The organism is Cupriavidus sp. SIMBA_020 (assembly GCF_046535395.1).
In the GTDB taxonomy this organism is placed as follows: Bacteria; Pseudomonadota; Gammaproteobacteria; order Burkholderiales; family Burkholderiaceae; genus Cupriavidus; species Cupriavidus campinensis.
In genome coordinates this window covers 458,177-477,637 of record NZ_JAWRWU010000001.1, presented here as the reverse complement: position 1 = coordinate 477,637, position 19,461 = coordinate 458,177, and the positions used below count along the sequence as shown (strand labels likewise).

The 19,461-nt window shown below is 66.5% G+C and carries 20 protein-coding genes; 9 read left to right on the top strand and 11 right to left on the bottom strand.

Annotated elements, in window-relative coordinates:
* Window positions 1–40 precede the first annotated feature (40 nt).
* Window positions 41–832 carry an MBL fold metallo-hydrolase gene (locus SB751_RS02210; protein ID WP_144196021.1) on the top strand — a complete coding sequence of 264 codons (792 nt, stop codon included), beginning with the start codon at window positions 41–43 and terminating at the stop codon, window positions 830–832.
* 131 nt (window positions 833–963) lie between these two features.
* Here SB751_RS02210 and SB751_RS02205 read toward each other — a convergent pair whose 3' ends face one another.
* Window positions 964–1,209 (bottom strand): hypothetical protein, encoded by a 246-nt coding sequence (locus SB751_RS02205; protein ID WP_144196019.1) that lies wholly within the window; start codon window positions 1,207–1,209, stop codon window positions 964–966.
* Between the two features lie 198 nt (window positions 1,210–1,407).
* The gene (locus SB751_RS02200; RefSeq protein WP_410747755.1) at window positions 1,408–2,616 is read right to left on the bottom strand and encodes a JmjC domain-containing protein; all 1,209 of its coding nucleotides are present in this window, start codon (window positions 2,614–2,616) and stop codon (window positions 1,408–1,410) included.
* Window positions 2,617–2,627: 11 nt separating this feature from the next.
* On the opposite strand from SB751_RS02200, the gene SB751_RS02195 reads away from it, so the two are divergent.
* Window positions 2,628–3,158: a peptidylprolyl isomerase gene (locus SB751_RS02195; RefSeq protein WP_144196017.1), complete on the top strand. Its 531-nt coding sequence runs from the start codon at window positions 2,628–2,630 to the stop codon at window positions 3,156–3,158.
* A 161-nt stretch (window positions 3,159–3,319) separates the two neighbouring features.
* Here the strand turns inward: SB751_RS02195 and SB751_RS02190 are convergent, their stop codons facing one another.
* The 4 genes from SB751_RS02190 to SB751_RS02175 all read right to left on the bottom strand — a co-directional run bounded on the left by SB751_RS02190 (window position 3,320) and on the right by SB751_RS02175 (window position 7,928).
* The gene (locus tag SB751_RS02190; protein ID WP_377731470.1) at window positions 3,320–4,366 is read right to left on the bottom strand and encodes a hypothetical protein; all 1,047 of its coding nucleotides are present in this window, start codon (window positions 4,364–4,366) and stop codon (window positions 3,320–3,322) included.
* Entirely contained in the window at window positions 4,363–6,975 is a 2,613-nt protein-coding gene (gene mutS / locus SB751_RS02185; protein WP_144196299.1) for a DNA mismatch repair protein MutS, read from the bottom strand. Before mutS ends, SB751_RS02190 begins: the two co-directional genes overlap by 4 nt.
* A gap of 352 nt (window positions 6,976–7,327) precedes the next feature.
* The gene (locus SB751_RS02180; RefSeq protein ID WP_144196015.1) at window positions 7,328–7,624 is read right to left on the bottom strand and encodes a BrnA antitoxin family protein; all 297 of its coding nucleotides are present in this window, start codon (window positions 7,622–7,624) and stop codon (window positions 7,328–7,330) included.
* Window positions 7,593–7,928 (bottom strand): BrnT family toxin, encoded by a 336-nt coding sequence (locus SB751_RS02175; RefSeq protein WP_144196013.1) that lies wholly within the window; start codon window positions 7,926–7,928, stop codon window positions 7,593–7,595. The genes SB751_RS02180 and SB751_RS02175 overlap by 32 nt, the downstream gene beginning before the upstream one ends.
* 251 nt (window positions 7,929–8,179) lie before the next feature.
* On the opposite strand from SB751_RS02175, the gene SB751_RS02170 reads away from it, so the two are divergent.
* Entirely contained in the window at window positions 8,180–8,650 is a 471-nt protein-coding gene (locus SB751_RS02170; RefSeq protein ID WP_186296747.1) for a pilin, read from the top strand.
* Window positions 8,651–8,707: 57 nt separating this feature from the next.
* Here the strand turns inward: SB751_RS02170 and SB751_RS02165 are convergent, their stop codons facing one another.
* Window positions 8,708–9,532 carry an inositol monophosphatase family protein gene (locus tag SB751_RS02165; RefSeq protein WP_149136310.1) on the bottom strand — a complete coding sequence of 275 codons (825 nt, stop codon included), beginning with the start codon at window positions 9,530–9,532 and terminating at the stop codon, window positions 8,708–8,710.
* A gap of 265 nt (window positions 9,533–9,797) precedes the next feature.
* On the opposite strand from SB751_RS02165, the gene SB751_RS02160 reads away from it, so the two are divergent.
* On the top strand, window positions 9,798–10,661 hold the full coding sequence (locus tag SB751_RS02160; protein WP_144196297.1) for an RNA methyltransferase: 864 nt from the start codon (window positions 9,798–9,800) through the stop codon (window positions 10,659–10,661).
* 250 nt (window positions 10,662–10,911) lie between these two features.
* Window positions 10,912–11,655: a serine O-acetyltransferase gene (gene cysE / locus SB751_RS02155; RefSeq protein ID WP_144196007.1), complete on the top strand. Its 744-nt coding sequence runs from the start codon at window positions 10,912–10,914 to the stop codon at window positions 11,653–11,655.
* 30 nt (window positions 11,656–11,685) lie between these two features.
* On the opposite strand, the gene SB751_RS02150 is transcribed toward cysE, so the two are convergent.
* The 4 genes from SB751_RS02150 to SB751_RS02135 form a co-directional block, all read right to left on the bottom strand.
* The gene (locus tag SB751_RS02150) at window positions 11,686–12,489 is read right to left on the bottom strand and encodes a UDP-2,3-diacylglucosamine diphosphatase (RefSeq protein ID WP_144196005.1); all 804 of its coding nucleotides are present in this window, start codon (window positions 12,487–12,489) and stop codon (window positions 11,686–11,688) included.
* Between the two features lie 70 nt (window positions 12,490–12,559).
* The gene (locus SB751_RS02145) at window positions 12,560–13,060 is read right to left on the bottom strand and encodes a peptidylprolyl isomerase (RefSeq protein WP_144196003.1); all 501 of its coding nucleotides are present in this window, start codon (window positions 13,058–13,060) and stop codon (window positions 12,560–12,562) included.
* A gap of 39 nt (window positions 13,061–13,099) precedes the next feature.
* On the bottom strand, window positions 13,100–13,702 hold the full coding sequence (locus SB751_RS02140) for a peptidylprolyl isomerase (RefSeq protein WP_144196001.1): 603 nt from the start codon (window positions 13,700–13,702) through the stop codon (window positions 13,100–13,102).
* Between the two features lie 96 nt (window positions 13,703–13,798).
* Window positions 13,799–14,503: a tetratricopeptide repeat protein gene (locus tag SB751_RS02135; RefSeq protein ID WP_144196000.1), complete on the bottom strand. Its 705-nt coding sequence runs from the start codon at window positions 14,501–14,503 to the stop codon at window positions 13,799–13,801.
* A 178-nt stretch (window positions 14,504–14,681) separates the two neighbouring features.
* Here SB751_RS02135 and cysS point away from each other — a divergent pair, with 178 nt between their 5' ends.
* From cysS to tilS, 4 genes are all read left to right on the top strand, one after another.
* Window positions 14,682–16,070 (top strand): cysteine--tRNA ligase, encoded by a 1,389-nt coding sequence (gene cysS / locus SB751_RS02130; protein WP_410747754.1) that lies wholly within the window; start codon window positions 14,682–14,684, stop codon window positions 16,068–16,070.
* Window positions 16,055–16,837 carry a DNA-3-methyladenine glycosylase family protein gene (locus tag SB751_RS02125; RefSeq protein WP_410747753.1) on the top strand — a complete coding sequence of 261 codons (783 nt, stop codon included), beginning with the start codon at window positions 16,055–16,057 and terminating at the stop codon, window positions 16,835–16,837. The genes cysS and SB751_RS02125 overlap by 16 nt, the downstream gene beginning before the upstream one ends.
* 135 nt (window positions 16,838–16,972) lie before the next feature.
* Complete coding sequence (locus SB751_RS02120) at window positions 16,973–17,944, top strand: acetyl-CoA carboxylase carboxyltransferase subunit alpha (RefSeq protein ID WP_144195997.1); 972 nt, start codon at window positions 16,973–16,975, stop codon at window positions 17,942–17,944.
* Entirely contained in the window at window positions 17,910–19,367 is a 1,458-nt protein-coding gene (gene tilS, locus SB751_RS02115; RefSeq protein WP_211942925.1) for a tRNA lysidine(34) synthetase TilS, read from the top strand. The genes SB751_RS02120 and tilS overlap by 35 nt, the downstream gene beginning before the upstream one ends.
* Window positions 19,368–19,461: the final 94 nt, after the last annotated feature.

Genomic DNA, 19,461 nt, shown 5'->3' with positions numbered 1-19,461 from the left:
CGGCTCCGGCCGTCGGGAGCCACCCCGAGCGAGCGCATCGATGATGCGCTTTGCTTTTTTGGGCAGTGGCAGCGAGGGTAACTCGCTGCTGATCGAGGCTGTCGACGGCACCACGGTGACCCGTGTGCTGCTCGACTGCGGGTTCGGCATCCGCGAGACGGCGCGCCGGCTCGAGCGGCTCGGCGTTACGCCGGACCAGCTCGACGCCGTGCTGGTCACGCACGAGCATGGCGACCACGTGGGCTCGGCCTACGCTTTCGCCGCGCGCCACAAGCTTCCCGTTCATACCAGTCACGGTACCTGGCTCGCCACCGCGCACATGCGCGGCGCCGATGCGGCGGATGTACGCGTGTGCTGCGCCGACCACGCGTTCTCGGTAGGTGGCCTGCGGATTCTGCCGTACACGGTGCCGCACGATGCCCGCGAGCCGCTCCAGTTCGTGCTGACCGATGGCAACGCGCGGCTTGGTGTGCTGACGGATGCCGGCATGGAAACGCCGTACGTCACGGCGCGGCTGGCCGGGGTGGATGCGCTTGTCCTGGAGTGCAACCACGACCGCGAGATGCTGCAGAATTCGGCGTATCCGTACTCTCTGAAACGTCGTATCGGCGGGGATTTCGGGCATCTGGCCAATGAAGTGGCGGCAGCGATCCTGTCGCAGGTGGCGCATGCGGGTCTGTCACGCGTTGTGGCTGCCCATTTGAGTAAGCAGAACAACACGCGGGCGCTCGCCTCGGGGGCGCTTGCGGCTGTGTTGGGGGTGATGCCGGAGGAGATCCTGATAGCGGATCAGGAGGAGGGGCTGGGATGGCAACCGGTCCGTGGCATGTGATTCAAGATTATCTGATGCCGGAACGGTGCTGAAGCCGAGAGGATGCGCCCGACTACCGGGCGCGCCGCGAGTAAATCGCGGGCGATAAAAAAGCCGACCCGAAGGTCGGCTTTTTTATCGGAGTAATCCGATTACTGCTTGGCAGCCGGGGCCGAAGCGTCAGCGGCCGGAGCCGAAGCGTCAGCAGCCGGGGCAGCGGCCGGAGCCGATGCGTCAGCAGCCGGAGCAGCAGCGGCCGGAGCCGAAGCGTCAGCAGCCGGAGCCGTGGCAGCCGGAGCAGCCGTGTCAGCGGCCGGGGCGGCAGCTTCTTCCTTCTTGCCGCAAGCGGCCAGGGCAACAGCTGCCAGCAGGGATGCGATCAGGAGAGACTTCTTCATTTTTCGTCCTTTAACTTTTAATTACTGAAAACAGGCGATGAATAATTACCGGTAATTATCGCTCTTGAACTGCAAATTTGAGGCTCTCCCGGGTGCCGACAATGCAGTGGTACACAGTACTAGCCAGCGGGCGATTATATCCGCGTTTCCCCTGCTTGTGTACAGTCGAAATTTGCTGGTTCTCTTTGTTACGCATTATTACACCCGTACAGGCGCAATCTGCAACCAGCCTTCGAGCGTCCAATCGTGGAATGTGTCCATCAAGTCAGGCAGCGCGGCACATGCACTGACCTCCTCAGCCGTCAGATAACGGTGGTCCGCCAGCCGACGCAGCCATTTCGCCAGGTTTGCCGGCGGTTCGTAGGCCTCGCCGTTGAGGAAGAAATGCGTGCGGTCATAGAGCGCGATGGAACCTGGAGCAAGGACCACGCCATGCGCCTGGGCCAGCTTCGTGTACTTGCGCAGCGGAATCTCCTCGACCTCGGCGAACATTACGGATTGCTTCGGCTCGGACAGGTGCGAGCCGAGGAATTCGGACACCATCGCGCCGTTCCATTTCATCGCCTGGAGCCGCTCGGCTACCGCGCGCGCCAGTCCGGCCGGCATCTGGGCCGGATGCGCCGTGGCGGTCTCGCCGGCGTCCGCATAGCGGCCGTCGAGGCCCTCTTTGCCTTCCACGGTCTCCGACAGCCATGCGAGGAAGTGGCCGGCCAGCTCCCGGTAGGCAGGGGCGCGGAAGCCGATGGATGCGGTCATGCACTCGCCCTCGGCCACGCCGTCGTGCGCGTACTGTGGCGGCAGATACAGCATGTCGCCGGGTTCCAGCACCCATTCCTCCTCGGCCGTGAAGTCCGACAGGATCTTCAGCGGCATGTCGGGAATCAGGTCGAGCCTGGTTTGTGACGAAATGCGCCAGCGGCGTCGGCCCGATACTTGCAACAGGAAGACATCATAGGAATCGAAGTGCGGACCCACCCCACCGCCGTCGGTGGCGTAGCTGATCATCACGTCGTCGAGCCGCGCGTCGGGCACGAAACGGAACTGGCTCATCAGGTCGGCCGCGGCCTGGTCGTGCAGGTTGACGCCCTGCACCAGGAGCGTCCACTTGCCGGTCTTGCGCGACGGGAGGTTGTCCTCGGCAAACGGGCCGTGCTCGAGCTTCCAGCGGTTGCGAAAGTACGACACCAGGCGAGACTCTACGTCCTCGCGGTCGGCCAGATCAAAAAGCGCTTCACGCGACACAGGCGGCACGATTCCGGGCACGGCCTGTCGAATCAGCAAAGGTTTGCGGTGCCAGATCTCGCGCATGAACACGGCGGGTGTCATGCCCCCAAGCAGCGTGAGCGGCGCGTCGGGATCGATGGGGCCCGCAGGCAAGGCCTGCGCGTATAATGCGGAATCGCTCATGGAGTCAAGAATTGAAAATCGCTAAGAACACGGTGGTGTCCGTGGTGTACAAGCTGTCGGACGCGCAGGGTAATCTGATCGAAGAGTCGGATGAGCCCATGGTCTATTTGCACGGCGGGTATGATGGCACGTTCCCGAAGATCGAGGAAGCGTTGGACGGCCACGACGCCGGCTTTGAGACCCAGCTGCAGCTGGAACCCGATGAGGCGTTCGGCGACTACGACGCCGACCTCGTGAAGGTGGAGCCGCGCAATCGCTTTCCGGAGCCGCTGGAAGTCGGCATGCAGTTCGAGGGTGTGCCCGAGGACGGCGACGACGAAGACTCCATCATCTACACGATCACTGACGTGGCCGAAGACAAGGTGGTGCTTGACGGCAACCATCCGCTCGCCGGCATGGCGCTGCGTTTCTGGCTGAAGGTGTCGGAAGTGCGCGAGGCGACCAGCGAGGAAGTCGAGCACGGCCACGCCCACGGTGCCTCGGGCATCGAAGTGGTGGATGAGGACGAGGACGGCGACGACAGCCCTCGCACGCTCCACTGATCTTCCCAAACAATTGAGCGATGCGTGAGCCCGTCCGCAAGGCGGGCCGCAGTGCTGCGATGGGGTCGTCGCAGGAAAACGAAAAAGCCGGCACTTGCCGGCTTTTTCTTTGGTCCCGGTGCTCGTAGTTCCCTTGTTTTCCGTTTCCGCCGAGCTGCCGCTCAGTTGCCCTTCACCCCGTCCCGCAGCTTGACCTGGAATACCGCCCGCGACCCCGGCGACACGGTCAACTCGGTCCAGCGCGACGGCGATCCCACCGGCAGGGCCACCCGCGTGACATTTGACATGGCCTTGCCCGCCGCGTCCCGCAGTGGCTTGTCCACGCTGAAACCGCTGTCGCTCGCATGGACGAGCAACACCTGGCCCTTGTACTTGCCGGCCAGCTCGCGCAGCTGACGCTTGAACTCCAGATAGCCATCACGCGTGCCGCGCCGCAGGAAGCCGTCGAACAGTGTCGGCTTGCCGCGCTTCTCCCAGCCATTGCCGAACATTGGGTCGGCATGGCCCACCACGACCACGCCGTCGAGGTCGCGCTGCTCGGCCAGCGAGAACGCGCGGGAGAGCCATTGTCGATTGGCTTCGCGCCGGTCTTCGAATTCGCCGTTGCGGCCACCCTCGGTGCGGTAATGGTTGTTGTCGCCGGGCAGGTTCATGCCGACGATCAGCACGTTGCCCAGCACCATGCGGGCATTTTCCCGATAGCTGCGGAACATGGCCTGATCCGACTGCCGTGTGACCGGCAGCGTACGGCGCCCGAGCGTGGCGTCCACCGGGAAGTACAGTTCCCGCAACCGGTTCAGCCGCTCCACCGCGTCGAACTCGCCGTTCACCGGTTTCTGGCACTCAGCCCAGTCGTTCTCGCCCGGCACATAGAGCAGCGGAAGTGGCGCCTCGTCCAGCACGCGCTGGCGCACGTTCAGCACGGCATCGCCACACGATTCGGTATCCCCCTTGATGCCGCCAGCATGGACGATCAGCGCCATCTGCTGGTTCGCCATGAGATCGAACAGTGCGGCCGTGTCGGCTTCGGCCGCCGGCCATTGCGGCACATCGGCGATCAGGGCGATCCGCACGGGCTGCACCGCCGCCGACGGGGGTGGCGCGACGCGTCCGGTCCGTGCCGCGTGCGCGAGCCCGGGCGCGGCAAATGCCGTCCAGCAAACCGCGGCCACCGCCATGTGCCGCCACGCCCGCCGATGTGCCGTCATACGGAGTGTTTGCTCTCCGCCAGCGCCTTGAGCCGGTACAGCGCGTCGAGTGCGTCGCGCGGCGTCAGGCTGTCCGGGTCGATGTCGGCCAGCGCGTCGAGCGCCTCCAGGGCGGCTGCATTGACCGCCGAGTGCGCGGCGCCTCCTTCCCCATCCGCTGCATCCTCGTCTGGCGGCGCAGCGGGCGCGGCGAACAGGTCTAGCTGCGGCGTGGGCGTGGCATCGGCGGATTGCTGTTCCAGCCAGGCCAGATGCTTGCGCGCGGCACGGATCACGGGCTGCGGCACCCCGGCCAGCTGAGCCACCTGCAAGCCATAGCTCTGGCTCGCCGGTCCGTCCTGCACGGCGTGCAGGAATACGATGCCGTCGCCGTGTTCCACGGCGGACAGATGCACGTTGGCCGCCTGCGCGAACTCCTGCGGCAGCTGCGTCAGCTCGAAATAGTGTGTGGCAAACAGCGTATGGCTGCGGTTGTGCGAGAGCAGGTGACGGGCGATGGCCCAGGCCAGCGCCAGCCCGTCGAACGTCGAGGTGCCCCGGCCGATCTCATCCATCAGCACCAGGCTGGACGGCGTGGCGTGGTGCAGGATCCCGGCCGCCTCGGTCATTTCCACCATGAACGTGGAGCGGCCACCGGCCAGATCATCCGCCGCGCCGATCCGCGTGAAGATGCGGTCGACCGGGCCGATCACGGCGCGCCGCGCCGGCACCCAGGCACCCACGCACGCCAGCAGCACGATCAGTGCGGTCTGGCGCATGAACGTCGACTTACCGCCCATGTTCGGGCCGGTGATCAGCAGGAGTTTGCGCGCCTCGGTCAACTGGCAATCGTTGGGGATGAATTCGGTCGAATCGGCGGCCAACTGGCCCTCGACCACCGGGTGGCGGCCCTGCACGATGTCGATCACGTTCTCGCTCACGCGCTCGGGCTGGACCCAGTCGAGCGTGCGGGCCCGTTCGGCAAGCGCCGCCAGGACATCGAGCCGACCCAGCGCGCCGGCCACGCGCTGCAAGGCGGCGATATGGGGCAGCAGGGCCTGTAGCAGCGCCTCGTAGAGAATCTTTTCACGTGCCAGTGCGCGGTCCTGTGCGGACAGCGCCTTGTCCTCGAAGGACTTCAGCTCCGGCGTGATATAGCGCTCGGCGTTCTTGAGCGTCTGGCGCCGGCGGTAGTCGTCGGGCACTTTGTCCGCCTGGCCATTCGTTACCTCTATATAGAAGCCATGCACGCGGTTGTATTCCACGCGCAGGTTGGCGATGCCCGTACGCGAGCGCTCGCGTGCCTCAAGGTCGATCAGGAACTGGCCACAGTTCTCGGAAATGTCTCGTAGTTCGTCCAGATCGGCATCGTAGCCGCGTGCGATCACGCCACCATCGCGCAGCACCGTGGACGGCTCCTCGGCGACGGCGCGCACCAGCAGGTCAAGGCAGTCCTCGGGAATTTCCAGGTCGTCGAGGGTCTGCGCCAGCAGCGGGGCGTCGTCGGCCAGCGTCACGGTGGCGCGCACGTCGGGCAGCGCGCGCAGGGTGTCGCGCAGCGACGACAGGTCGCGGGGCCGTGCGGTCAGTAGGGCGAGGCGCGACGTGATGCGCTCGACGTCAGCCAGCCGGCGCAGGTTGGCACGCAGTGCATCCGGGTCCTGGGCGATCAGCGCGCCGATGGCCTGCTGGCGCGCACGCGGCAGCGCGGGGTCGCGCAACGGGTGATGAAGCCAGTGGCGCAGCGCCCGGCTGCCCATCGCCGTGGCGCAGGTGTCCAGCAGCGAGAACAGCGTCGGCGACTCGCCGCCGCGCAGCGTTTCCGTCAGCTCCAGGTTGCGTCGCGTGGCCGAATCGAGGCCGACAAATTCCGACTCCCGCTCGACGGTCACGCCCTGCACGTGACGCAGCGACTGGCCCTGGGTGGCCGCCGCGTAGTTCAGCAGCGCGCCGGCCGCGCCCAACGCCGCGCCGAGTCCCGCGCAGCCGAACGGCTCCAGGCTCGCCACGCCGATCTGCTCGCGCAGCCGGCGCGTGCCGGCGTCCTGGTCGAAATGCCATTCCGGCAGCCGCGTCCGCGCGCAGGTCAGCGCCGGCAGGTCGATGCCATCGGCAAACAGCAGTTCGGCGGGGCGGATCCGTTCGAGTTCGCGGCCCAGTTGCGCCGCCTCGCACTCCATCAGCCGCAACTCGCCGCTGGCGAGGTTCAGCCAGGCGAGGCCGGTCTTGCTGATGCCGCGCCGCGTGGTCTGCTGGTGCACTGCCATCAGGAACGTGTCGACCTTGTCCGGCAGCAGCGCGGCGTCGGTCAGCGTGCCGGGGGTGACGATGCGGACCACCTTGCGCTCCACCGGGCCCTTGCTCGCGGCCGGATCGCCGATCTGCTCGCAGATCGCCACCGACTCGCCCAGCTTGACGAGCTTGATCAGGTACTGGTCGACCGAATGGAACGGGATGCCGGCCATGCGGATCGGCACGCCGCCGGACTGTCCGCGCGACGTCAGCGTGATGTCCAGCAGCCGCGCGGCCTTCTCGGCGTCGTCATGGAACAGCTCGTAGAAGTCGCCCATCCGATAGAACAGCAGCGTGTCCGGATGATCCGCCTTGATGCGGAGGTACTGCTGCATCATCGGCGTGTGCTTCTCGGGTGCGCCGCGCTTCGCGGCGGACTTGGTGTCCGGCGCGGCGGTGGTGTCTCCAGGCGCCGCCTCGGCGGACGTCTCTGGCGTGGCAGGCACGTCAGGGATGGGGCCGAGGGCGTCCCCGGCATCACGATCGGCGGAAAGGGCTTCTACGGACATGCATTCCTCTCGGGCGGCCACGGGCGGCCGCCGGTATATCGATTGCCGTCAGGCGGATTGCCTCCGCCACGGCACAAAGCGGCATTTTACTGCCTGCCCGTGCCCGCACCTTGAGGCAAATTCTGAAAATGCGTGAGAAATGTTCTCAGCGCTGGCCTTCTTGTCGGAAATCACGCCGCGCTCAGCGCGGCAGCATCCGGTGCGTGTGCGCATAGGCGCGCAGGATCTCGTTGATGCGCGTCTGCCAGCCGTCGCCGGTGGCTTTGAACGCCTCCACCACGTCTCGGTCCGCGCGCATGTTCAGCGTGACCTTGCGGGCCTCCGGCGGCAGGGCGGGGCGCCCGCGGCGCGGGGCCGGGCGCAGTTGCTCCAGCTGCGCGTCGGTCAGCGGCGGGTTGTCGGGGTCGCTGAGCGCGCCTTGCGTGATCGCGGCGTCCTCGGCATCGTCAGGAATGTGGATCGTTTGCTTTGTCGACATAGTTCAAGACCTCACGGCGGTTTGCCCTGCGCAGGCTGATCACCCGCATCACATTGCCGCGCATCGTGTAGACCATCACGTAGACCCGTGGACCAATCGGCCCCACCACAATCGTGCGGGCCTCGTTGTAGTCGTGGCGGGTGTCGTTGATGAACTGCGCGGCGTCCAGGTCGAGCATCGCTGCCACCTCCAGCGACACGCCGTGCTTGAAACGGTTGGCGAGATCCTTGGCGGCATCGAACTCGATCGAGACGGAATTAGTGTATGGACAACAATGAAAGGGGTCAACATATTTTTTGCCCATGCATAAAATTTGAGAGTTGTCTGGTGCAGCTCATCGTAGGAGCAGGGCTACCCAGGGTCTTTGGGACGATTCTGAAAAAATGCCGGCGCGCCTGACGAGAATTGTCAGGCGGCGGATGTGTCACGCAGCAAACTGTCACCCAGACCGGTTTGATGAACGGAAACGCGCCAAATCCTGTCACTTTTTGGGGCTTTCGCGCCTGGCACGCAGTTTGGATAGGGGTAGGCGACCAACCCTGCCGGAATCGCCTCATGCCCAACCCTTCAACGGACACCACCCGCCTGCTGCAGCGGCTGCGGCGGGGTTTTACGCTGATCGAAATGATGATCGTCGTGGCCGTCATCGGCATCCTTGCCGCGCTGGCGATACCGGCCTACCAGCACTACATCGTCAAGACGCAGATTTCGCGCGGGTTCTGGGAGGCCTCGAACTACAAGACGGCGGTGGAGGAGCGCCTTCACAACGGCGTGTTCGTGTTCCCGGACCCGGCGGGCACGCTTGGTTATGTGCGCTCGACGCTGACGGCTGCAGACGACACCTTCGCGTTCAATGCCGATGGGTCGGGCGCGATCGTCGTGCTGCTCAATGGTGATGTCCATCCTGTGGTGCGTGGCGCGCGCATCACGGTGGGCCGGCTCACGAGCGGCGGATGGACCTGTGCCGTGCGCGGCGATGGCCTCACGTCGATGGTGCTGCCGCCTGGTTGCACGCTCGACGGTTAACGAAAAACAGGCGCCTGGAGGCGCCTGTTGCAGGGAGAAGCGAGCCGCGTGGGTCGGTTAGATCGCGGCGGACGGCTTGGCGTTGTCCAGCGAGTATGGCGACAACAGCCGCACCATCTGCGCGAATGCCTTCGGGTTGCCGGCGAGCACTTCGCCCTGTTCCATCTGGCGCGACTCACCTGCGTAGTTGCCCACCAGGCCACCAGCCTCGGTGATCAGCAGCATGCCGGCGGCCATGTCCCACGGCTTCAGGCCGCGTTCGAAGAAGCCGTCCAGGCGGCCGCAGGCCACGTAGGCCAGGTCCAGCGCGGCGGCGCCCGGGCGACGCAGGCCGGCGCAGCTGCGCGTCATCAGCGCGAACATTTCGAGGTACTCGTCCATGCCTTCCAGGTCGCGGAAGGGGAAGCCGGTGCCGATCAGGCAGTCGGCCAGCTTGTCGCGGCGCGTCACGCGGATGCGGCGGTTGTTCAGGAACGCGCCGGCGCCCTTGCTGGCCGTGAACAGTTCATCGCGCGTGGGGTCGTAGACCACGGCCTGCACGGGCACGCCCTTGTGCAGCTGGCCGATCGAGACCGCATACTGCGGGAAACCGTGGATGAAGTTGGTAGTGCCGTCGAGCGGGTCGATGACCCACGTGTATTCGGCTTCCGGATCGCCATCGACCCAGGACTGGCCGGACTCTTCCGCTAGAATGGCGTGCTCGGGATAGGCGGTGCGGATGATCTCGATGATCGCGGCTTCGGCGCTGCGATCCACCTCGGTCACGAAATCGTTGTGTTGCTTGCGTGAAACGCGTACCAGATCGACGTCCATGGACGCGCGGTTGATGATGGAACCCGCCTTGCGGGCCGCCTTGACGGCGATATTGAGCATCGGATGCATGAATCTCTCCAGGCGGCGGGGCAGGGGCGCGCACCGGCACGCCAGGCCTTGCGGCGGCGCGTGCGGGGGCCCAGGAACCGGCCGAACAACACAACGAATTGTAGAAGAACGAGGCACGCCGCCCGGACAACCGGCGCCGCACCCACAAATTTGAAGGCTGCATTGTATAGGAAGCCGGCCCACCGCACGAGCCCGGCTACCTGAACTCCACTGAATGAACAAAGACTCCGCTCCGGAAACCGATAAGACCCTGCCAGCCGGGCCGATGCCTGAAAGTGATGCATTGACCATTTTTAACCGTGTCCGCGTGGTGCTCGTCGAAACCAGCCACCCCGGCAATGTCGGATCGGTCGCGCGGGCGATGAAGACCATGGGCTTTGGCGCCGGGGCCTGCAGCCTTGTGCTGGTGAGCCCGCGTGAGCCGGATGTGCTGCATCACCCGGATGCCGTGGCGATGGCCAGTGGCGCCGACGATGTGCTCGCGGGCGCACAAATTGTTCCGGATATTGAAACCGCGCTGGCTGGCGCGGCCTATACCGTGGCGATGACCGCCCGCCAGCGCGAATTCGGCCCGCCGCGCCTGCTGCCGCGCGACGCTGCGGCGCGCGGGTATGACGTGCTGGCTGCGGCACCCGATGCCGTGATCGCCTTCGTGTTCGGCAACGAGCGTTATGGCCTGCCCAACGACGCGGTGGAGCGCTGTGCCGCCGTGACGCACATTCCGGCGAATCCGGCCTACGCCTCGCTGAATCTTGCGCAGGCGGTCCAGCTCATCACCTATGAGATGCGCCTGGCGCTGCTGGCGGCGCCCGAGGCCCGCCCGGACGCCTCGCGCGATATCGGCTATGCTGGGGAGCCCGCCACGGCCGAGCAGATCGAATCGATGTTCGGCCACCTCCGGGCGGGCCTGGCGGCCATCGGCTTTCTCGATCCGACCAATCCGCGCAAGCTGATGCCGCGTCTGCGGCGCCTGTTCGCGCGGGCGGGGCTGGAGCGCGAGGAGGTCAATATCCTGCGTGGCATTGCCAAACGGATGATGATCGCGGCGGGGGACAAATCGGACAAGATCGAAACGTCCCAAACGTCCCCAACGTCCCAAACGCCCGGCGAGACTGACAAGGAACGGTAAGACTGTGACGACGATCGCGGCAGTGTTTTTCCCTGCATCCCCGGTGGCCTCGCCGGCACGATGTTGAACCCAGGCCCCGCGCAAAGTCCCTGACGACGTCGGGGGCGGCGCCCGTGGCCGGGCGGCAGGCTCACAAATCTCTTACACTCCCTGCTCGCGCGCCTGGACGTCCCCCGAGTCCTGTCCCTTGATACCAAAAAAAGCGCTCCGGCCGAACACGGCGCCGGCGGCCGCTCACGACACGATAAAGATGTTCACTCGCCTGAAGGAAGATATCGACACGATCATGCTGCGCGATCCCGCCGCGCGCAGCCGTCTGGAAGTGCTGACCTGCTATCCCGGGCTGCACGCCGTGATATTCCACCGCGTGGCCAACTGGTGCTGGCGCGGCGGCCTGCACTGGCTGGGCCGGTGGATCTCGCACTGGTCGCGCTTTTTTACCGGCATCGAGATCCATCCGGCGGTCAAGCTGGGCCGGCGGGTGTTTATCGATCACGGCATGGGCGTGGTGATTGGCGAGACTGCCGAGATTGGCGACGACTGCACGATCTACCAGGGCGTGACGCTGGGCGGCACCTCACTGTACAAGGGCCAGAAGCGGCATCCGACGCTGGGCGCGGGCGTGGTGGTCAGCGCCGGGGCCAAGGTGCTGGGTGGGTTCGTCGTGGGCGATGGCGCGCGCGTGGGCTCGAACGCCGTGGTGCTGAAGCCGGTGCCGCCGGGCGCCACGGCCGTGGGTATTCCCGCACGCATCATCATGCCCGACGCGCCGGCGCAGCAGCAGGGCGCCAGGCAGGAGTTCTCGGCCTACGGCATCACGCCGAACGCGGATGACCCGGTGTCGCTGGCACTCAAGAGCCTGATCGATAATGCTGCCAAGCAGCATGACCGCATCGAGGCGGTGCTGGCCGCGCTCGACCGCCTTGGCGAGCATCTCGAAAACACGCCCAACGACCGCTTCGACGCGAGCGAACTGCGCAAGATGATGAAGTAGGCGAGGGTGCCTCGGTCGAACTAGTTCGAATTAGTCGACTTGGGGCAGTACCGTGAAGCCATCCGCGCCCAGCTGCAGCACGGCCGCGCGCGGATGGCGGCCGTCGAGATCCCAGTCGGTCAGCACCCAGCGCACGGTCTCGCCGTGGGCATGGCGAGCGGGCCGGTGGGTATGGCCGTGGATGAGCGTGGTGGCGCCGTGGGCGTCCAGCAGCGCGGCGACGGCGGCGGGCGTGGCATCGCCGTAGGTGGGCGGGGTGGCGGCCGGATTGGCCAGTTGCCGTGCGCGGCCTGCTTCGCTGTCCGCGCGCAGCCGTTGCGCCACGGCCATGCGCGCCGAGAGCGGCAGCGCCAGGAACAGCCGCTGCACCCAGCGCTTGCGCGTCCAGTGGCGAAAGCGCATGTAGCGCGCGTCATCGGTGCAGAGCATGTCGCCGTGGCTCAGCACCACGCGCTGCCCGGCACATTCGATCAGCGTGGGATCTGGCAGCAGCGTGGCGCCGGCCGCAGCCGCGAAGCGCGTGCCGATCAGGAAATCGCGGTTGCCGTGCATCAGGTACACGGGCACGCCGGCGTCGGCCAGGCGCCGCAATGACGCGGCCACATCGGCGGCGAACGGCGAGGCCGTTTCTTCGTCGCCGACCCAGAATTCAAAGAAATCGCCAAGGATGAACAGCGCGCGCGCATCTTGCGCGGCGCGGTCCAGCACGCGCCGGAACGCGGCCAGCGTGCGGGGCATGCCCGGCGTGAGATGGAGGTCGGAAATGAACCACGCCGGCGCCGGCACCTGCAAGGGCAGGGGCGCGGCCGCCGGCGGGCGGGGCGTGGCGATCATGCGCGTCGAGGGTTCGGGATCATGCCGCCAGCTGAGGGCTTCAATTGCAACAGGACTGGTGCAAAGACGCTTATTCGACCACGACGGCCTTTTCGATCACCACGTCATCCACCGGTACATCCTGGTGGAAGCCCGAGCTGCCCGTGCGCACGGCCTTGATCTGGTCGACCACTTCGGTGCCTTCCACGACCTTGCCGAACACGGCGTAGCCGAAGCCTTGCGGCGTGGGCGAGCTGAAGTTCAGGAAGTCATTGTCCACCACGTTGATGAAGAACTGGGCCGTGGCCGAGTGCGGGGCGTTGGTGCGGGCCATTGCCACGGTGTACTTGTCGTTCTTCAGGCCATTGCCGGCTTCGTTCTCGATCGGCGCGTCGGTGTCCTTCTGCTTCATGCCGGGTTCGAAACCGCCGCCCTGGATCATGAAGTTCTTGATCACGCGGTGGAAAACCGTGTTGTCGTAGTGGCCCTTGCGCACGTACGACAGGAAGTTTTCGACCGATTTCGGCGCCTTTTCGGCGTCGAGTTCGATGGTGATGACACCCTGGTTGGTGTGCAGTTGTACCTTGGACATGGCGTTACCTCTGTTCTGTGGCGGTTGGTGTTCGGGGTGTTACTTGACGACAGTGACCGATTCGATCACAACCGGCGCGGCCGGCACGTTGCGCATGGCGCCGTAGGCCGTGGTGGGCACCGACTTGATCTTGTCGATCGTGTCCATGCCTTCCACCACCTTGCCGAAGACGGCGTAGCCGTTGCCATCGGGCTGCGGGTAGTCGAGGTTCGGATTATCCACCACATTGACAAAGAACTGCGCGGTGGCCGAGTTCGGGTTGGACGTGCGGGCCATGGCCACGGTGCCGGCCTTGTTCTTCAGGCCGTTCTGCGATTCGAGCGGAATCGGCGCGCGCGTCGGCTTCTCTTTCATGTCGCGGTCGAAGCCGCCGCCCTGGACCATGAAGCCGCTGATCACGCGGTGGAAGATCGTGCCGGCGTAGAAGCCGCTTTTCACGTATTCCATGAAATTGGCGACGGTCTTGGGCGCGGCGTCCGGGTACACCTCGAGGGTGAACTTGCCGGCGCTCGTGACGAACTGCACGCGCTCGGTCTTGGGCGTGGCGGCGGCCGGGCTGGCGCCCTGGGCCATCGCGGCCAGTGGAGACAGGGCGGCGGCGGCCATCAGGCCAGCCAGGACGATGCGGCGGGAAACGGTCATGTTCTGGACTCCGTGAGGCAGGATAAGGGGCTGGCGGCGCTTCACGATCGTTCGGAAACGGTCGGGGGCACCCGCAAGCCTGCTAGGGATGGATGATCAGTGTGCCGCCGGGGCACTGGCCGGCGCGGGTTTGGCGGACGGCGTGCCGGCGCCGCCGGACGGGGCGGGCGCGGCGGCGGCCGGGCGTACCTGCTGCAGCGCAGCGGCAGCGCGGGTGTCCTTGGGATTGCGCTTCACGGCCTGGCTGTAGGCCTGTTCGGCCAGCCGGCGGTACACATCGCCCAGATTGCTGTAGGCGATGGCGTAGTCGGGGCGCGCATCCAGCGCGGCCAGCAGTTCGGCCTCGGCGCGCTTCAGGTCGCCGCGCTTGGCGTAGAGCAGGGCGAGGTTGTTGTGCGGCTCGGGCAGTTCGGGGAAGTCCTGGGCCATTTCCGAGAAAGCCTTGATGGCGTCGTCCTCGCGCCCGGCCTGGGCCAGGGACCACGCACGCTGGAAGCGCGCCTGCGCATTGCGCGGGTTCGCGGCCAGCACGCGGTCGAAGTCCTGCACGGCGTCGTCGTAGCGCTTGTCCTTGACGGCTTTTTCCGCCGGGACCATGCCGGGGTCCGCCGAGCGCGGGCCGCTGCCGGGGGCCGGCGGCGGCGTCAGCGACATCGGGCCGCTCTGCGCAAGCGCCGGGGCGGCGAGCAGGGCGCCGGCCATGGCCAGTACGCCCGCCACGGCGCGGAAGGGGCCGGCACGGCGGCCGGCGGCAGGGGCGGGGCAGGAAGGCATGGTCGGGGTGGGCAGAAGCAGGCTCATGTAAGGGCGGTCCGTTATACTCCGCGGCATTCTAGCAAAGCGGCAGGGCGTGCAGCACAGGCCGCAGGGCCTTCCGGTAAGATATGGGGCCCGCACGCCGTGGCCCGCATCCCGGGGCGCGTCTGCCAAACGGCGTCCCGCGGTGCCGGTGCGTCCTCCTTCACTCTTCGATCGCTTCATGCAGCAACTGAACATCTACAACACGCTCGCGCGTGAAAAGCAGCCTTTCGTGCCAATCGAACCGGGCAAGGTCCGCATGTATGTGTGCGGCATGACCGTGTACGACTATTGTCACGTCGGCCACGCGCGCGTGATGGTGGTGTTCGACATGGTGCACCGCTGGCTGCGCGCCGCTGGCTATGACGTGACGTACGTGCAGAACATCACGGACATCGACGACAAGATCATCCGCCGCGCGGCCGAGAATGGCGAGACCATCGGCCAGCTCACCACGCGCTTCATCCAGTACATGCACGAGGATGCCGCTGCGCTGGGCATCATCCGCCCCGATCACGAACCCCGCGCCACCGACTACGTGCCGCAGATGCTGAACCTGATCGAGAAGCTCGAGGCCAACGGCCTGGCCTACCAGGCGACCGATGGCGACGTGAACTACTCGGTGCGCAAGTTCCAGGGCTACGGCAAGCTGTCCGGCAAGTCGCTGGAAGACCTGCGCGCCGGCGAGCGGGTGACCGCCAACGACGCCAAGCAGGACCCGCTCGACTTCGTGCTGTGGAAGTCCGCCAAGCCGACCGAGCCGCCCGAGACCAAGTGGGACTCGAAGTGGGGCAGCGGCCGGCCGGGCTGGCATATCGAGTGCTCGGCCATGAGCTGCACGCTGCTGGGCGAGCATTTCGACATCCACGGCGGCGGCGCCGACCTCCAGTTCCCGCACCACGAGAACGAGATCGCCCAGTCCGAGGGCGCGAGCGGCAAGCCGTTTGTCAATATGTGGATGCACAACGGCTTCGTGCGCGTGAACGATGAGAAGATGTCGAAGTCGCTCGGCAACTTCTTCACGATCCGCGAGGTGCTCAAGGCTTACGACCCGGAAGTCGTGCGCTTCTTCATCCTCCGCGCCCACTACCGCAGCCCGCTGAACTACAGCGATGCCCACCTGGACGACGCCCGCCACGCGCTGACGCGCCTGTACACGGCGCTCAAGGAAACGCAGCCCGGCGGCTGCGCGGTGGACTGGGAAGAGCCGCACGCCAAGCGCTTCGCCGAGGCGATGAACGACGACTTCAACACGCCGATTGCGATGGCGGTGCTGTTTGACCTCGCCAGCGAGGTCAATCGCACCGGCTCGGCCCAGATGGCGCGCCAGCTCAAGTCGCTGGCGGGTACGCTGGGCCTGCTCGAACGCGATCCGCATACCTTCCTGCAGGGCGGCAAGGTGGCCGATGGCCCCACCGCCGAGCACATCGAGGCCCGCATCGCCGCACGCAAGGCTGCCAAGGCCGCGCGCAATTTCGCCGAGGCGGATGGCATTCGTGCCGAACTGCTCGCGGCCGGCGTGGTGCTCGAAGACAAGCCGGGCGGTGCCACCGAGTGGAGGCGTGCTTGAACGCTGCCGCGCGCAAGCCGAAGGTGGCCGGGAAGCCGGCTGCCAAGGTGGCCGGCAAGGTGGCGCCCAAGCCGGCGGGGAAGGCCGCCAAGCCGGCACTTCCCGAAGCCAAGGCGGTACCGCTGCCGGTGGAGACGGTCGTCGATGCGGTGCGCCCCGCCTATTGGGACGAGGCCTGCGCCGACCTGATGCGCCGCGACCGCATCCTCAAGAAGATGATTCCGACGTACGGCCCCGCGCACCTGATCTCGCGCGGTGATCCGTTCGTTACATTGGCGCGATCGGTGGTCGGCCAGCAAATCTCGGTGAAGGCCGCGCAGTCGGTCTGGGAGCGGCTGGTCACGATGTGTCCGAAGCTCACGCCGGCCCAGTTCCTGAAGTCCGGCGCCGAGCAGCTGGCCACCTGTGGCCTTTCTCGCCGCAAAGCCGAATACATCATCGATCTGGCTGAACATTTCAAGGCCGGGCGCGTCCATGTGAAAGAGTGGGCGGCGATGGACGACGAGGCGGTGATCGCCGAACTGATCCAGATCCGCGGCATTGGCCGCTGGACGGCCGAGATGTTCCTGATGTTCAATCTGATGCGGCCTAACGTGCTGCCGCTCGACGACGTCGGGCTGATCAACGCGATCTCCGCCAATTACTTTAGTGGAGAACCCGTCACCCGCAGCGAGGCGCGCGAAGTGGCGGCCAACTGGGAGCCGTGGCGCACGGTGGCCACGTGGTACATGTGGCGCAGCCTTGACCCCGTACCGGTGACTTACTAGGAACCAGGCAGTCCATCAACAGGCAGTGACGGCGTTGATTCTGCGCATAAGTGCTTGAAAATCAACATATCGGGCGGTCGAAACCGGGATTTTTTCCGGTAGAATGCGCCCCTTCACAGACAGGTCCGTGTTTCTATGAAAACCACCTTCCTGGATTTTGAACAGCCGATTGCCGAGCTCGAGGCAAAAATCGAAGAACTGCGCTTTGTGCAGGACGACTCGGCTGTCGATATTTCCGAAGAGATTTCGCGGCTGGCCGGCAAGAGCCAGCAGCTGACCAAAGATATTTACGCCAACCTGACCCCGTGGCAGGTTGCGCAGATCGCCCGCCATCCGCAGCGTCCGTACACGCTGGACTACGTGCGGGAGATCTTCACCGACTTCCATGAATTGCACGGCGACCGCGCTTTCGCGGACGACCTGTCCATCGTCGGCGGCCTGGCCCGCTTCAATGGCCAGGCGTGCATGGTGATTGGCCACCAGAAGGGCCGCGACACGAAGGAGCGCGCGCTGCGCAACTTCGGCATGTCCAAGCCCGAGGGCTACCGCAAGGCCAAGCGTCTGATGGAGCTGGCGGACAAGTTCGGCCTGCCGATCTTCACCTTCGTCGATACGCCGGGTGCGTTCCCGGGCATCGACGCCGAGGAGCGCGGTCAGTCGGAAGCCATCGGCCATAACCTGTTCGTGATGGCCGGGCTGAAGGTGCCGCTGATCGCCACGATCATCGGCGAGGGCGGCTCGGGCGGCGCGCTGGCGATTGCCGTGGGCGACGTGGTGCAGATGCTGCAATTCGCCACCTACGCGGTGATCTCGCCGGAAGGCTGCGCCTCGATCCTCTGGAAGACCGCCGAGAAGGCACCAGAAGCCGCCGAGGCACTGGGCCTGACCGCGCACCGCCTGAAGGCGCTGGGCCTGATCGACAAGATCGTGAACGAGCCGCTGGGCGGCGCGCACCGCGATCCGAAGAACATGGCGACGATGCTCAAGCGCTCGCTGGCGGAATCGCTGCGCCAGTTCCAGGGCATGAGTATCAAGGAACTGCAGGCACGCCGGCACGAACGGCTGATGGCCTATGGCAAGTTCAAGGAAACCGGCGTCCAGGAATGACGGGCGCGCCGGTGTGGTGCCGTTGACCGCACCCCTGACCGACAAGGTCGCACAGGCTCTCCAGGCCGGTGCGGCCTTTGTTGTTTCTGGCGGGGCGGCGCCGGTCACGGTGGCCGTGGCGCTCTCGGGCGGGCGCGATTCGGTCGCCTTGCTCCATGCCACGTGCGCCGCGGTGGCCCAAGGTACGGCGCTGGCCCCGGCCGTGCGCGTGGTGGCGCTGCACGTCCATCACGGCCTGCAGGCGCCGGCCGACGAGTGGGAGCGCTTCTGCGCGGCGCTGTGCGGCGAGGCGCAGGTGCCGCTGGCCACCGAGCGCGTGACCGTGCAGGCGCTGGCGGGCGAGGGTATCGAGGCCGCCGCGCGCCGTGCCCGCTACGCCGCGCTCGGGCGCATGTGCCGGGCGCAGGGCGCCGCGTTGCTGCTGTTCGCCCATCATCGCGACGATCAGGTGGAAACCGTGTTGATGCGGCTGTTCCGGGGCGCCGGCGTGGCCGGCATGGCCGGCATGCCCGCGCGGCGCCCGCTGGACGCGCAGGGCGACGTGCAACTGCTGCGGCCCTGGCTCGAGGTCTCCCGCGACGAGATCGATGCCTATTGCGCCGCGCACGGGCTGTCATGGATCGAAGACCCTTCAAATGCCGATACCCGCTTCGCCCGCAATGCCCTGCGCGCGCAACTGCCGGCGCTGCGCGAGGCCTTCCCCGCGCTGTACGAGAACGTGATCCAGGCCGCCTCGCATTTCGGCCAGGCGGCGGCCATGCTCGACGGGCTCGCGGCGGGCGAGCTGGCCCGTCTCGTCTCACCGGGACGCGATGCGGACACCCTTGCCGAACTCGATCTGGCTGGCCTGCGTGCCTTGCCATCCGGCCATGCCGACGCCGTGCTGCGCCATTGGCTGCGCGACCTCGGTGCACAACCGCCTTCCACGGCGCGGCTGGCCGCGATGCGGGCGCAGCTGATCGAGCGTGACGGCGGCGAGCCCGCCATTGCGCATGACGGCCTGGTGCTGCGGCGCTTCCGAGACAAGGCGCTGGCCTGCCGGGCGGTGCCGGACACCGCGCCGGCAGCGTTCGATTTCGTCTGGCGCGGCGAGGATCGCATCGTCGTGCCGGCATGGCGGGGTGCGCTGCGATTCACGCGCGACGACACCTTTGGCGTGCCGGAAGCGGTGCTCCAGGGGCCGCTGCGGCTTGCGGCCCGGCAGGGCGGCGAACGGATTGTGCTGCGGCCCGGCGGCCCGGCGCGCGCGCTCAAGCAGGCGTACCAGGAGGCGGCTGTGCCGGCGTGGCGGCGTGCCTGGCTGCCGCTGTTGTGGAGCGGCGCGCAGGTTGTGCTGGCGGCCGGGCTCGGCATGCATCGCCGCTGGCCCGCCGATGCGCCCCATGCGCCACGCTGGCGCGTGGAGTGGGTGGAACTCGACTAGGGCACCCCTCGGGAGCTGGGGCTGCGCCCCGCCACAGCCTTGCCTGATAGTCGGCGATCGTGTATTTTCAAGGGCTTTGCACAATCGCTGGCGT

Coding starts and splice junctions, on each gene's coding strand:
- SB751_RS02180 (WP_144196015.1), bottom strand. CDS start 7,624: ATGTCGACAAAGCAAACGATCCACATTCCTGACGATGCCGAGGACGCC.
- SB751_RS02150 (WP_144196005.1), bottom strand. CDS start 12,489: ATGATCGCCACGCCCCGCCCGCCGGCGGCCGCGCCCCTGCCCTTGCAG.
- SB751_RS02135 (WP_144196000.1), bottom strand. CDS start 14,503: ATGAGCCTGCTTCTGCCCACCCCGACCATGCCTTCCTGCCCCGCCCCT.
- SB751_RS02205 (WP_144196019.1), bottom strand. CDS start 1,209: ATGAAGAAGTCTCTCCTGATCGCATCCCTGCTGGCAGCTGTTGCCCTG.
- SB751_RS02210 (WP_144196021.1), top strand. CDS start 41: ATGATGCGCTTTGCTTTTTTGGGCAGTGGCAGCGAGGGTAACTCGCTG.
- SB751_RS02165 (WP_149136310.1), bottom strand. CDS start 9,532: ATGCATCCGATGCTCAATATCGCCGTCAAGGCGGCCCGCAAGGCGGGT.
- cysE (WP_144196007.1), top strand. CDS start 10,912: ATGTTCACTCGCCTGAAGGAAGATATCGACACGATCATGCTGCGCGAT.
- SB751_RS02140 (WP_144196001.1), bottom strand. CDS start 13,702: ATGACCGTTTCCCGCCGCATCGTCCTGGCTGGCCTGATGGCCGCCGCC.
- SB751_RS02190 (WP_377731470.1), bottom strand. CDS start 4,366: ATGACGGCACATCGGCGGGCGTGGCGGCACATGGCGGTGGCCGCGGTT.
- SB751_RS02170 (WP_186296747.1), top strand. CDS start 8,180: ATGCCCAACCCTTCAACGGACACCACCCGCCTGCTGCAGCGGCTGCGG.
- SB751_RS02145 (WP_144196003.1), bottom strand. CDS start 13,060: ATGTCCAAGGTACAACTGCACACCAACCAGGGTGTCATCACCATCGAA.
- tilS (WP_211942925.1), top strand. CDS start 17,910: ATGGCAAGTTCAAGGAAACCGGCGTCCAGGAATGACGGGCGCGCCGGT.
- SB751_RS02175 (WP_144196013.1), bottom strand. CDS start 7,928: ATGGGCAAAAAATATGTTGACCCCTTTCATTGTTGTCCATACACTAAT.
- SB751_RS02200 (WP_410747755.1), bottom strand. CDS start 2,616: ATGAGCGATTCCGCATTATACGCGCAGGCCTTGCCTGCGGGCCCCATC.
- mutS (WP_144196299.1), bottom strand. CDS start 6,975: ATGATGCAGCAGTACCTCCGCATCAAGGCGGATCATCCGGACACGCTG.
- cysS (WP_410747754.1), top strand. CDS start 14,682: ATGCAGCAACTGAACATCTACAACACGCTCGCGCGTGAAAAGCAGCCT.
- SB751_RS02120 (WP_144195997.1), top strand. CDS start 16,973: ATGAAAACCACCTTCCTGGATTTTGAACAGCCGATTGCCGAGCTCGAG.
- SB751_RS02160 (WP_144196297.1), top strand. CDS start 9,798: ATGCCTGAAAGTGATGCATTGACCATTTTTAACCGTGTCCGCGTGGTG.